Source organism: Pseudomonas sp. COR18 (assembly GCF_048568395.1).
Lineage (GTDB): Bacteria > Pseudomonadota > Gammaproteobacteria > Pseudomonadales > Pseudomonadaceae > Aquipseudomonas > Aquipseudomonas fuscovaginae_B.
In genome coordinates, this window is record NZ_CP183808.1 from 2,716,175 (window position 1) to 2,729,507 (window position 13,333).

The window sequence follows — 13,333 nt, forward strand, 5'->3', positions numbered from 1 at the left end:
AGGTTGTTAGCCAGGACCTGCCGTCGGTGGCGAGGTCGCCGTTATTACGGGTGACGCCTTCCCCGTATGGGAGCCTGCTCCCATCGGGGAAAACAGCGCCTGTGGGGTTACGCCCCCTTCGCCGATGGCAGCTTCGACACCAGGCGCAGCGACACGGTCAGGCCTTCGAGCTGGTAATGCGGACGCAGGAAGAACTTGGAGGTGTAGTAGCCCGGGTTGCCTTCGACGTCCTCGACCACCACTTCCGCCGCCGCCAGCGGATGCTGGGCCTTGGTGGTTTCGGTGGAGTGGGCCGGGTCGCCGTCGACGTAGTTGAGGATCCAGTCCTGCAACCAGCGCTGCATTTCGTCCTTTTCCTTGAACGAACCGATCTTGTCGCGAACGATGCACTTCAGGTAATGGGCGAAGCGGCAGGTGGCGAACAGGTACGGCAGGCGCGCGGCCAGGTTGGCGTTGGCGGTGGCGTCCGGATCGTCGTACTCGGCCGGTTTCTGCAGCGACTGGGCACCGATGAACGCGGCGAAATCGGTGTTCTTCTTGTGCAGCAGCGGCATGAAACCGTTCTTCGCCAGTTCCGCTTCACGACGGTCAGAGATGGCGATCTCGGTCGGGCATTTCATGTCCACGCCGCCATCGTCGGTCGGGAAGGTGTGCGCCGGCAGGCCTTCGACCTCGCCGCCGGACTCGACGCCGCGAATCCGCGAGCACCAGCCGTAGTGCTTGAACGAGCGGTTGATGTTCACCGCCATGGCGTAGGCCGCGTTGGCCCAGGTGTACTTGTTGCTGTCGGCGCCGTCGGTGTCTTCCTCGAAGGCGAAGGCCTCCACCGGGTCGGTTTTGGCGCCATAGGGCAGGCGGGCCAGGAACCGCGGCATGGTCAGGCCGATGTAGCGCGAGTCTTCCGATTCACGCAGGGAGCGCCAGCCGGCGTATTCCGGCGTGGTGAAGATCTTGGTCAGGTCGCGCGGGTTCGACAGTTCCTGCCACGAACCCATGCCCATCACGGTCGGCGAGGCGGCGGAAATGAACGGCGCGTGCATCGCCGCGCAGACCTTGGACAGCTCGCCCAGCAGCTCGACATCCGGTGGCGACTGGTCGAAGTAGTAGTCGCCGACCAGGCAGCCGTAGGGCTCGCCGCCGAACTGGCCGTATTCCTCTTCGTACATCTTCTTGAAGATCGGGCTCTGGTCCCAGGCCGTGCCCTTGAATTTCTTCAGGGTCTTGTGCAGCTCCGGCTTGGAGATGTTCAGCACGCGAATCTTCAGCTGTTCATCGCTTTCGGTGTTGTTGACCAGGTAGTGCAGGCCACGCCAGGCGCTTTCCAACTGCTGGAACTCGGGGTGGTGGATCACCTGGTTGACCTGGGCGGTGAGCTTGGCGTCGATGGCGGCGATGATCGACTCGATCGACTTGATGGCGTCGTTGGACACCAGGTCGGTCTGCGCCAGGGCCTGTTCAGCCAGGGTGCGCACGGCGCCCTCGACGGCCTCGCGGGCACGCTCGGTCTTGGGTTTGAACTCCTGCATCAGCAGGCTGGCGAATTCGCTGGGTTCGGTGGTGCCGCTTTGCAGAGGCTGATTGTCTTGCTGCAACTGGGTCATGATCGTTCGTCCTGATTAAGCGCTGGGCTCGGAGTCCTGGGGCTTTGGCGCACTGGCCAGGGCCTGGAGCAGCGCCGGATCCTTGATGGCCTTCATGATGATTTCCTCGGCACCGGTCTTGCCGTCCATGTAGGTCAGCAGGTTGGCCAGCTGGGTGCGCGCCTCGAGCAGCTTGTTCAGCGAGTCGACCTTGCGCGCCACGGCGGCGGGGCTGAAGTCGTCCATGCTTTCGAAGGTGATGTCCAGGCTCAGGTTGCCTTCACCGGTCAGCTCGTTCGGCACGTTGAACGCGACCCGCGGTTTCATGGCCTTGAGACGCGAGTCGAAGTTGTCGACGTCGATCTCCAGGAACTTGCGGTCGGCGACGGCGGCCAGCGGCTCGGCGGGTTTGCCGGCCAGGTCGGCCAGCACGCCCATCACGAAAGGCAACTGGACCTTTTTCTCGGCGCCGTAGAGTTCCACGTCGTACTCGATCTGGACCCGTGGCGCGCGATTGCGCGCGATGAATTTCTGAGAACTTTGCTTCGCCACGTTGCTGCTCCTGGTCGCTGTTGCGACGGTGTAGGCGTCATCGGTATAGGCCGTTAACGTAACTGCGCGGAGGGTTCAGGCTTATTCGCCTTCCGGACCACGCAGGTTTTCAAACTGGGACATGCCGTCGGGGATCAGGTTGCGCACGATCGCCTCGAAGTCGGCGTGGACCAGATGCTTCGCCCGGTTCAACAGCACCGGCAGCGGGCTCGAAGGCTCGTGGCGGGTGTAGTAGGCGAGGATCCGGTCGAGGCTGCGCAACACGTCGTCGCGGTTGCCGATCTCGCCGATGGCACGTGGCGCCGCGACCGCGGGAGCGTCCGCCGACGGGTATTCGCTGCTGTCGCCGGTGCCGTCGGTAGCCTCCGGGGCCGGGGCGGCACCGCCCGGGGCGTATTCGGCGAGCACCTGCAACGCCAGCTTGAGCGGTTGGCGCAGGGCGCTGAGGTCGACCCCCTGGGCCGAGCCGACCTGTTCGGAAACGAAGCGCTCGATGGCTTCCAGCGTGCTGCGGGCCTCGGTGATGGCGTTGCGCACGGCCTCCAGTTCATCCGGGTCGGTATCGCGCAGGGCGCCGCTCAGTTCGTCGGGGCTCAGGCTCTCGTCGGCGAAGCTCAACAGGCCGCTGGCGTTCAGTGCGGCGCGCAGGGTTACGGTGCCGAAGGCCCGCGAGCGGGTCAGCACGCTTTCGCGCAACAACCGCACGTTGGTGTCGCAGGCCAGGCCGGACAAGGCGTTGACCCGCACCGTGGGGTCATTGTCGTCGTCGGCGTCGAGCAAGGGATAGAGTTCGCCCCAGTATTGCTGGAGCAACTGGTGAATCAGTTCGAGGGCGTCGCGCAGGCCGGCGAAGCCTTCGAGGGCCAGGCTGCTTTGCGCCAGGAAATGGGTGATGCGCAGGTCTTTGCTGCGTTGCAGCAGGGCCGTGCTCGATTGCTCGATGACACGCCAGGCGGGCGGTTCTGCCGGTTGCACGGAGTCGCCCATGATGCGCTCGGGTTTACCCTGGGCATCACGTTCCAATTGCAGGAATTGCGCGTCATATTCCAGGTCCTCGCCGCAGGGCGAGTTCGCGGAAACAGCAGCAAGCAACAACGGCAGGTCCAGCAAGTTCGATCTCCTTATCGCCTGGCAAAGTGCCAGCTATTTCCCGAGAAAGTTCCCTCGGGGAAATTCTCATAATTCTCGTGGATATAGGGACTTTGATATCACACGGCCATCATGTATAAACAGGAAGTTGTGCATTTTTGGTGTAGTACTTGGGGCTTGTCAAGGTAAGCTACTCACCCTTTGTTACAGTTGTGACGGGCTCGGCAAGGCCGTCGACTGCCGGGTCATGACCTGTACGATTGTGGGAAAATTGTGGGTAGAATCTTCCAGTTTCGCCGAAATGGCTGAAAATAATGGGGTTTTACCCCGGGGCCGGAAGGCCCGGACCGCGCTTGCTGCAGGAACACCGCAGCGGGCCGGCTGTGCGTGGAAGTACTGCAAGGAGGCGCAATGTCGCTGTGCTTGACTATTACTAGTTATCACAAGATCACCCCTGGCCAATGTCCCGAAAAGACCATGGACAAGGGCGTGATGGCAATTGGCCGCAGTTCTGAGAATGACTGGGTGCTGCCCGATCCGGAGCGGCTGGTTTCTTCACGACATTGTGTTATCCAATACAGGGAGGGTCGTTACTATCTGACGGATAACAGTACCAATGGCGTGGAACTGGTCAATTCCGGTATCCGCCTACGCCGGGGCAACAGCGAGCTGTTGCAGGATGGCGAAATCATCCGGATCGGCGAGTATGAAATCCGTGTACGGATCGACTTCAACCTGCAACTGGCCGATTCGCCCCTGTCCGGGGTGGACACCTCCAACAGTTTCGAGGCCCTGATGGGGCGTGCCGCGGCCGCTCCCACGCCGACGCCCCAGCCGGCGAGCATCCCGGCGCATTTCCAGGGCGGCTCGGCGATGGACACCTTCCCCGATCTGTTCGACTTCCTGACGCCCGCGAGCGTGCCGCCGGCGACCGTACCGGATCATGTGCCGGCGCAACAGCATGATTTTCGCCCGCCGACGCCAGTGGCTCCGCCTGCTCCGGTGATTGCGCCGACCCCGCCGATTCCCTCGGCCCCGGTCGCCAGCCCCGGTATGAACATGATTCCGGAAGACTGGGACCTGTTCGGTGATACACCCAAGGCCCCGGTCGGCCAACCGGCGCCGATCCCGGTGGTGATGCCCGATGTCGTTGCTCCGGCACCCCTGGCGGTGGAGCCTGTCCCGGCTCCGGCTCCGGCTCCGGCTCCGGCTCCGGCTCCAGTCGCCGCGCCCGAGCCTGCGTCCATCCCCACACCGCAGCCCGTATCGCAGCCTGCTCCGGTGGCCGCCCCAGTGCCACCGGGAAGCCCGCAGGCCGACCTGCTGCAGGCCTTCCTGCGGGGCGCCGGGCTCGACCAGCTACGCATCGACGGTGCCCAGGTGGAAGCGCAGATGGAGGCGGTCGGCCGCAGCTACCGGCTGATGGTCGAGGGCCTGATCGACGTCCTGCGTGCCCGCAGCAGCCTCAAGGGCGAGTTCCGCATGCAGCAGACGATGATCCGGCCGGTGGAGAACAACCCGCTGAAGTTCGCGCCGAATGCCGATGAGGCACTGCTGCTTCTGCTGCGCCACGGCAATCAGGCATTCGTGGCGCCGGACCAGGCGGTCCGCGACAGCTTCGACGACCTGCGGGCGCACCAGCTGGCGGTCATGGCCGGGGTGGAAGCGGCGATCAAGCATTTGCTCAAGCGTTTCGAGCCGGCCGAACTGGAGGCGCGCATGAGCCGCCCGGGCGGCCTGTCGAACCTGTTCGGCGGTTCGCGCCAGGCGCAGTACTGGCAGCAGTTCACCGAGCTGTATTCGCGGATTTCCCGCGAGGCCGAGGACGACTTCCAGGACCTGTTCGGACGCGAGTTCAGTCGGGCGTATGAGGAACACAGCGCGCGGCTGGGCAGGGGATAGGTTGAGGCGGGTGACGGCCTTGAGGGCGCTTTCGCGGGCGAGCCCGCTCCCTCAAGGGCCAGTCCCCCGGCAGGTTCTGCAGGCTGAAGGCAACAAACGGATTCAACGGAAAGCCAGACCGTCACTGAGGACGCAGGATGATTCACCGAGTTTTACTGGCAGCGGCCATGACGCTGCTGCTCAACGCGTGCAGCAAGGACGCGGCCGCACCAGCGCCTGCCGATGAGCCGGCGGCCGACAGCGCCACCGCTGTCCTGAACTTTCATGCCATCAGCGGTCTCAACCCCGGCGCCAACGGGGCCCCGGCTCCGGTGCGGGTGCGCATTTTCGAGCTGAAGAACACCGCCAACTTCAATCGAGCCGACTATTTCGCCCTGGCCGAACGGGCCCAGGCGACCCTCGGCGCCGACCTGATCGACCAGGACGAAGTGCTGGTGCAGCCCGGCGAACAGTTGAGCGTCGAGCGGCCGCTCAACCCCGCGACCCGCCATGTCGGGCTGGTGGTGGGTTATCGCGAGATCGACCAGGCGTTGTGGCGCAGCGTACTCAGCGTCCAGCCCCGGCAGGTCACCGACTATCAGATCAGCCTCGATGTGCGTGCCGTGCGCAGCGTCGTCGAAGGCTCCGCCCCTTAGGCAAACGGAGAAGCCATGTCCTGGAACAATCGAGTGGTCTGGTCGGAAGGCATGTTCATCGGAACGCAGCACTTCCAGCAGCATGACCGTTACCTGGAAAACCTGATCGACGCCCGCAGCCGTCCGCTGTCCGCCGGTGCCTGGGGGTTCTCCGAACTGTTGATCGACCAGGGCCTGCTGGCCCAGGGCAAGCTGGCCATCGTTTCCGCCAAGGGCCTGCTGCCGGACGGCACGCCGTTCAACATTCCCCACGATGACCTGGCGCCGAGCCCGCTGAGTATCGAGGACAGCCTGCGTGACGGGGTGATCTACCTGGCGCTGCCGCTCAAGCGCGCCGGTGCCCGCGATACCGTGGACGAGGGCGAGGAGCTGGGCGGGGCGCGTTACCTGAGCCAGGTGCGCGAGGTGCGTGACGACAACGCGCCGTTCGAGAACCGGGCGCCGGTGGCCGTCGGTTCCCGGGCCCTGCGCCTGCTGACCGGGGGCGATGGCCTGAGCGACTACGCCGCCATCGGCCTGGTGCGGATCAAGGAAAAACGCGCCGACCGCGCCCTGGTGCTGGACGAAAGCTATATCCCGCCGGTGCTCGACGTGGCCGCGAGCAAGCCGCTGGCGGCGTTCCGCAGCGAGCTGCTGGGCCTGCTGCACCAGCGCGGTGAAGCGCTGGCCGGGCGCGTGGTCGCCTCGGGCGCCGGCGGCGCCTCGGAGATCGCCGATTTCATGCTGCTGCAACTGGTCAACCGCGCCGAGCCGCTGATCAGCCACCTGAGCCAGTTGAGCCCGCTGCACCCGGAACGCTTCTACAGCGAACTGGTGAGCCTGGCCGGCGAGTTCTCCACCTTTTCCCAGAGCGGCCGGCGCCCGGCCGAGTATCCGCAGTACCAGCACGACGCCCTGGCGCTGAGCTTCGCCCCGGTCATGCAGGCGCTGCGCGAGGCGCTGTCGATGCTGATCGACAGTAAGGCGACGCCGATCCCGATCGTGGAAAAGGCCTACGGCATCCATGTGGCGATGCTGGCCGACAGGACGCTGATCGACAACGCAAGCTTCATCCTGGTCGTACGTGCCGACATCCCCAGCGAAACCCTGCGCGGGCGTTTCGTCCAGCAGAGCAAGATCGGTTCGGTGGAGCACATCCGCGACCTGGTCAACCTGCAACTGCCGGGCATCGGCCTGCTGCCGTTGCCGGTGGCGCCGCGGCAGATCCCGTTCCACGCCGGCTCCACCTACTACGAGCTCGATCGTGGCAGCGAGCACTGGAAGCAACTGATGCACTCCGGCGGCTTCGCGTTCCATGTCGCCGGGGAGTTTCCGGGGTTGAACCTGGCTTTCTGGGCCATCCGAGGATAAGCGGCGATGCACTCCAATGAAGATCCGCTGGGCCAGCCAGCCCCGGTACCCAACGACCGTACCCAGTTCATGCCGCGGCCCGGTGGCCGCGAGCCCCAGGCCGCGCCACGGGCCGAGCCGAGCGCCCCGCTGTCGATGCCGGCCGCGCCGCTGCCGATTGGCCAGTCCCAGGGCCTGAACCCGCTGGAAAGCGCCGCCGGCCCGTTGCTGGCGCTGCTCACCCGGCTGCGCAACACCATCGCCCATCCGGCCCCGGCCAGCCTGCGGGCGCAGTTGCTGGGTTACCTGCGGCAGTTCGAGGAGCGTGCCGAGGCCGCCGGCGTGGCGCGCAACGAGGTGCTGCTGGCGCGTTATGCGTTGTGCACCGCCCTCGACGAAGCGGTGCTCAGTACCCCATGGGGCAGTACCAGCGAGTGGGGCAAGCAGAGCCTGCTGATCACCGTGCACAACGAGGCCTGGGGTGGCGAGAAGGTGTTCCAGCTGCTCGAACACTGCCTGCAGAGCCCGCGCGAGCGCCTGTACCTGCTGGAGCTCTTGTACCTGTGCATGTGCCTGGGCTTCGAAGGTCGCTACCGGGTCATGAACGACGGCCGCAGCCAGCTGGAGGCGTTGCGTGAGCGCACCGCCGCGACCATTCGCAGTGCCCGTGGCGAATACGAGCGTGAACTGTCGCCGCGCTGGCGCGGCCTGACCGTGGCCCGCGACCGCCTCAGCCAGTTCATGCCGCCCTGGGTCGGCGTGGCGATCGGCCTGGCGCTGCTGCTGGCCCTGCTGTTCGGCCTGCGGATGAAGCTGGCCGCCGACGCCGAGCCGGTGTTCAAGAACATCCATGCCCTGGGCGAGATCCCGGTGCAGACCATCGACCGGCCGGTGGTGCAGCCCAAGGTGGTCGAGCGGCCGCGCCTGGCCGGTTTCCTCGCCGAGGAAATCAGGGCCGGCAAGGTCGCGGTGGAGGACAAGGTCGACCGTTCGGTGGTGACCATCCGCGGCGACGAACTGTTCGCCTCGGGCAGCGCCAGCATCGTCGATGACTTCCAGCCGCTGATGCTGCGCATCGCCGACGCGATCCGCAAGGTCAAGGGCCAGGTGCGGGTCACCGGCCACAGCGACAACCGTCCGATCGCCACCCTGCGCTTCCCGTCGAACTGGGCGTTGTCCCAGGCGCGGGCCGAGCAGGTGCTGCAGATTCTCGCGGCGAAGACCGGCCAGCCCGAGCGCTTCAGTGCCGAAGGGCGCAGCGACACCGAGCCGCTGGCGTCGAACGCCACGGCCGAAGGCCGGGCGAAGAATCGCCGGGTGGAAATCACAGTCTTTGCGGAGGGAGTCGAGTGAAGGCTTTTTTCGGTTTTGTCATTCGCTGGGTGATCCCGGTGCTCGGGCTGATCGCCCTGAGCCTGATCATCTGGTTCGTCGGCCCGCTGCTCGAACTGCTGGTGCCGCAAGGGCGGCGCTGGGCACTGATCATCCTGATCTTCGCGATCTGGATCGCCTACCGCGTGTTCCGCCTGATCCAGGCCCGCCGCCAGGCGGCGAAGGTCATGCAGAGCCTGGCCGCGGATACGCCGCCGGATGCGGCCAGCGTCGCCACCGCCGAAGAGCTGGCGACCCTGCGCCAACGCATGGACGAGGCCCTGGCCCTGCTAAAAAAGGCCCGGCTCGGTGGCGATGAGCGCCGTAACCTGTACGAGCTGCCGTGGTACGTGATCATCGGCCCGCCCGGTTCGGGCAAGACCACCGCGCTGGTCAACTCCGGCCTGCATTTCCCCCTGGCCGCGCAACTGGGCGCCGGGGCGATCCGCGGTGTCGGCGGTACCCGCAACTGCGACTGGTGGTTCACCGACGAGGCCGTGCTGCTCGATACCGCCGGCCGCTACACCACCCAGGACAGCCATGCCCAGGTGGACAAGGCGGCCTGGCTGGGTTTCCTCGACCTGCTCAAGACCCAGCGTTCGCGCCGGCCGATCGATGGTGCGTTCATCGCCATCAGCCTGTCCGACCTGCTGCTCGGCACCGACGCCGAACGGGCCGCCCATGCCGCGGCGATCCGCGCCCGGATCCAGGAGTTGTACACCCAGCTCGGCGTGCGCTTCCCGATCTACCTGATGCTGACCAAGCTCGATCTGGTGCCGGGTTTCATGGAGTTCTTCGACTCCCTGAGCAAGGAAGAGCGGGCACAGGTGTGGGGCACGACCTTCACCCTGGACGACGGCAAGAACGCCGAAAGCCCGCTGGTGCACTTCAAGGGCGAATTCGCGGCTCTGGAGCAGCGGCTCAACGAGCGCCTGGTGGAGCGTCTGCAGCAGGAGCGCGACCCGGCCCGGCGTGACCTGATCTATGGTTTCCCGCAACAGTTCGGCGCGCTGCGCGAGTGCCTGCAGAGCTTCCTCGACGGTGTGTTCAAGCCCAACGCCTATGAAGACCGCGCGCTGCTGCGCGGGGTGTACTTTACCAGCGGCACCCAGGAAGGCAGCCCGATCGACCGTCTGATCGGTGCCATGGCCCAGAGCATGAGCCTGGACCGCCAGCACCTGGCCCGCCAGAGCGGCACCGGGCGCAGTTACTTCATCGAGAAGCTGTTCACCGCAGTGGCCTTCGCCGAGCGCGGCCTGGTCGGGGTCAACCCCAAGGTCGAGCGGCGGCGCAAGTGGCTGGCCCGTGGCGTACTGGCGGCGACGGTGGCGGTGGTGCTGCTGGTCAGCACCCTGTGGCTGATCAGCTACAAGGCCAACCAGGCCTATATCGCCCAGGTCGACCAGAAGGTCGCACCGCTGGGCCAGAGCGTGCAGAACCTCAGCCCGGCGCAACGCGACGTGCTGGCGGTGCTGCCGCTGCTCAATGCGGTCCGGCACCTGGCCGGCGATGCGCCGGGCTGGTCCGAGGGGCTGGGGCTGTACCAGGGCGACATGCTCGAGGCCGAGTCCGCCAGCGTCTATCGCAAGCTGCTGATCGCGGTGTTCGCGCCACGTCTGGTGACCCGTGTCGAGGAACAGTTGCGCAGTGGCGGCAGCTCGGACTTCCTCTACGAGGGCCTGAAGGCCTATCTGATGTTGGCCGATAACGAGCACTACGACCCGGAGTTCATCAAGGCCTGGATCGCCCTCGACTGGGACCGCAATCTGCCGCGCGACTTGCCGCCGGATCAGCGTCTGGCCCTGGGCGAGCACCTCAAGGCGCTGTTCGACCGGCATCCGCCGAATGCGCGACTGGACGAGCGGCTGATCGATGACCTGCGGCGGCAGTTGCAACAACTGCCGGTGGCGCAACGGGTCTATGACCGGGTCAAGCGCCAGAAGCTGCCGGCCGGAGTCAGTGACTTCCGCATCAGCGACGCCGCCGGCCGCGATGCCGCGCTGGTGTTGAGCCGCAAGAGCGGCAAGCCGCTGAGCGAACCCCTGAGCGGGTTCTTCACCGCCAAGGGCTACCGCGAAGCGTTTCTGCTGGCCAGCCTGAACCAGGCCGGGACCCTGGCGGAAGAGCAGTGGGTGTTGGGCCGCGACCAGGGGGAGCAGCAGAACGTCGCCAGCCTGGCCGCGGATGTGCGCCGGCTGTACTTCCAGGATTACCTGCGGCAGTGGGATGCGCTGTTGGCCGATATCGACTTCGTGCCGATCACCAGCGTGGCCCAGGCGGCCGACGTGCTGCGGGTGATTTCCGGGCCGACCTCGCCATTGAAGAAGCTGCTGGTGGCGGTGGCCAAGGAAACCGACTTGCAGCAGGAAGAGCGCCTGCTGGCGGCCCAGGGCAAGAAGGTCGACAGCGGCGTCGACCAGATCAAGCAGCGCCTGGGCTCGATGCTCGGCCAGGAACAACCGGCCAGCGACGCGCCGGCGGCACCGGCCGAAGACCCGGTCAGCGCGCATTTCGCCGAACTCAATGCGCTGGTCAGCAAGGGCGAGGGCGAGCCGGCGGCCATCGATGGCCTGCTGGCGGACATGAACGCGCTGTATGTGCAGGTCAGCGCCATGGTCGGGGCCAGTGGCGATGCCCTGCTCGGCGAGGCCAAGAACCAGGCCGCGGGTGCCGCCGCCCGGGTCAGCCTGAATGCCGAGCGGCAGCCACCGCTGGTGCAGGGACTGGTCAAGTCGGTGGTCAGCTCGACCACCAACAGCATGATGGGCGGGGTGCGCAACCAATTGAACGCGGCCTGGGTCAGCGAGGTGGTGAACGTCTACCGGCAGTCTCTCAGCGGGCGTTATCCGTTGTCCCCCGGCAGTTCCCGGGATGCGACCCTCGACGACTTCGGGCAGTTCTTCGGCGTCGGCGGGGTGATGGACAACTACTTCCGCAAATACCTGCAACCCTATGTCGACACCTCGACGGCGACCTGGCGCTGGCAGCCGGGGGCGGCGCAGAAGCTGGGGATTTCTCCGGGCGTGCTGCAGACCTTCCAGCGCGCCGCGGCGATTCGCGATGCGTTCTTCCGCTCCGGTGGCACCCAGCCGATCGTGCGCTTCGAGCTCAAGCCGGTGGCGATGGATGCTTCGATCACCCAGTTCCTGCTCGACCTCGACGGCCAGCAGATCAGCTACGACCACGGCCCGAGCCGCCCGGTGGCGATGCAGTGGCCGAATCCGGGCAGCATCGGCGTGGTGCGCCTGTCGATCTCGCCTCCTTCGGCCACCGGCCGTTCCGGCGTGACCCTGGACGGTCCGTGGGCCTGGTTCCGCCTGCTGGAGCAGTCGGACCTGGTGGCCGGCAACTCGCCGGACCGCTTCAACCTGCGCCTGCGGGTCGATGGTGCGAGCATCTCCTACGAGCTGCGCGCCAACAGTGCCTTCAACCCGTTCAAGAGCCGCGTGCTCAGTGGCTTCAGCCTGCCGGAGCGCCTATGACGACAGTCGGTTACTACGGCAAGCTGGCCAGCCGCGGCGATTTCGTCAGCCGTGGACTGCCTCAGGATTTCGTGCAGCCGTGGGACGCCTGGCTGGCGTCCGGGCTGCATGCCAGCCAGCAGCAGTTGGGCAGCGAATGGTTGAACGTGTACCTGGTCAGCCCGCTCTGGCGCTTCGTGCTGGCAGCGGGGGTCTGCGGCCCGGAGGCGGTGGCCGGTGTGCTGATGCCGAGCATCGATCGGGTCGGACGCTACTTTCCGTTGACCATCGCCCAGCCGCTGGATGATGGGCATGCCCTGGCGACGGTGGTCGGCGGTGCCGATGACTGGTTCGAGCGGGCCGAAGCGCTGTTGCTGGCGACCCTGGAGGAGGGCGCCAGTTTCGAGGCGTTCGAACACGGTGTGCAGAACCTCGGCCGGCTGGTGTACGCCAACAAGACGCCGGGCAGCGAGTTCGCCGGTCTGCAGCGCTTTGCCGCGCTCGATGCCCAGAGCCGCGCCCAGGCCCTGGCCGAACAGGCCTGTGTCGGTTCGAGCCTGTGGTGGGGGCGGGGGTCACAGCGGATCGACGCGGGCCTGATGCGTTGCCAGGGGCTGCCGGCCACCGCCGATTTCGGCAGTTTCCTGCTGGGCAAGGGAGCGGCGAGCTAAATGGCCAATACCCCTGAAATCACCTACAAGTCGGCCAGCTACAGCCATGTCGGCATGGTGCGCCAGATCAACGAGGACGCCTGCCTCGACCTGCCCGATGCCGGGCTGTGGGCCGTGGCCGACGGCATGGGCGGGCATGCGGCGGGCGACTATGTCGCCAGCCTGATCGTCGACACCCTGCGGCGTATTCCGCCGTCGGACTCGCTGGCGATCTACAGCAATGCCCTGCGCACGCGCCTGGCCGAGGTCAACGCGGCGGTTCGCGAAGAGGCCGGCAACCGCGGGGTGTCGATGATGGGCAGCACCGTGGTGCTGCTGGCGGTGCGCGGTGACGCCGCGATCTGCCTGTGGGCCGGTGACAGCCGCCTGTATCGCCTGCGCGATGGCCAGCTGGAGAGCATTTCCCGCGATCACAGCTACGTCCAGGACCTGCAGGACAGCGGCCTGCTCAGTGAAGCCGAGGCACGGGTGCACCCGCGGGCCAATATCGTCACCCGGGCGATTGGCGTCGAGGCGCAACTGGAACTGTCGACGAGCAACTTCCAGGTGCTCCCCGGCGACAGCTTTCTGCTGTGCAGCGACGGCCTGAACAAGACCGCCGAGGACGCCGAGATCCGCGACGTGCTCGGCCATCCGGAACCCTATGCCGTGGTGCGCAGCCTGGTCCACCTGGGCCTGACCCGGGGCGCCCCCGACAACATTACGGCGATCGTCGTCAAAGCCACCTGAAGACACTTCCCCAC

The 13,333-nt window shown here is 66.3% G+C and carries 10 protein-coding genes; 7 read left to right on the forward strand and 3 right to left on the reverse strand.

Annotated elements, in window-relative coordinates; all coding sequences use genetic code 11:
- Positions 1-107 precede the first annotated feature (107 nt).
- The 3 genes from tssC to tssA all read right to left on the reverse strand — a co-directional run bounded on the left by tssC (position 108) and on the right by tssA (position 3,239).
- Entirely contained in the window at positions 108-1,601 is a 1,494-nt protein-coding gene (gene tssC, locus ACM62G_RS12465; protein WP_054058363.1) for a type VI secretion system contractile sheath large subunit, read from the reverse strand.
- Positions 1,602-1,616: 15 nt separating this feature from the next.
- Complete coding sequence (gene tssB, locus ACM62G_RS12470; RefSeq protein WP_054058364.1) at positions 1,617-2,132, reverse strand: type VI secretion system contractile sheath small subunit; 516 nt, start codon at positions 2,130-2,132, stop codon at positions 1,617-1,619.
- 81 nt (positions 2,133-2,213) lie between these two features.
- Positions 2,214-3,239, reverse strand: coding sequence for a type VI secretion system protein TssA (gene tssA, locus ACM62G_RS12475; protein WP_419737516.1), 1,026 nt, complete (start codon positions 3,237-3,239; stop codon positions 2,214-2,216).
- Between the two features lie 393 nt (positions 3,240-3,632).
- Between tssA and tagH the strand changes: the two genes are divergently transcribed.
- From tagH to ACM62G_RS12510, 7 genes are all read left to right on the forward strand, one after another.
- Complete coding sequence (gene tagH, locus ACM62G_RS12480; protein WP_419737237.1) at positions 3,633-5,123, forward strand: type VI secretion system-associated FHA domain protein TagH; 1,491 nt, start codon at positions 3,633-3,635, stop codon at positions 5,121-5,123.
- Between the two features lie 137 nt (positions 5,124-5,260).
- The gene (gene tssJ / locus ACM62G_RS12485) at positions 5,261-5,758 is read left to right on the forward strand and encodes a type VI secretion system lipoprotein TssJ (RefSeq protein WP_419737238.1); all 498 of its coding nucleotides are present in this window, start codon (positions 5,261-5,263) and stop codon (positions 5,756-5,758) included.
- 15 nt (positions 5,759-5,773) lie between these two features.
- Entirely contained in the window at positions 5,774-7,108 is a 1,335-nt protein-coding gene (gene tssK, locus ACM62G_RS12490) for a type VI secretion system baseplate subunit TssK (protein ID WP_419737239.1), read from the forward strand.
- A gap of 6 nt (positions 7,109-7,114) precedes the next feature.
- Positions 7,115-8,440: a DotU family type VI secretion system protein gene (locus ACM62G_RS12495; RefSeq protein ID WP_054063481.1), complete on the forward strand. Its 1,326-nt coding sequence runs from the start codon at positions 7,115-7,117 to the stop codon at positions 8,438-8,440.
- Positions 8,437-11,940, forward strand: a complete 3,504-nt coding sequence (gene tssM / locus ACM62G_RS12500) for a type VI secretion system membrane subunit TssM (protein ID WP_419737240.1) — start codon at positions 8,437-8,439, stop codon at positions 11,938-11,940. Before ACM62G_RS12495 ends, tssM begins: the two co-directional genes overlap by 4 nt.
- Positions 11,937-12,590, forward strand: a complete 654-nt coding sequence (tagF, locus tag ACM62G_RS12505) for a type VI secretion system-associated protein TagF (protein WP_273819927.1) — start codon at positions 11,937-11,939, stop codon at positions 12,588-12,590. The genes tssM and tagF overlap by 4 nt, the downstream gene beginning before the upstream one ends.
- Positions 12,591-13,319 (forward strand): PP2C family protein-serine/threonine phosphatase, encoded by a 729-nt coding sequence (locus tag ACM62G_RS12510; RefSeq protein WP_273819929.1) that lies wholly within the window; start codon positions 12,591-12,593, stop codon positions 13,317-13,319.
- Positions 13,320-13,333: the final 14 nt, after the last annotated feature.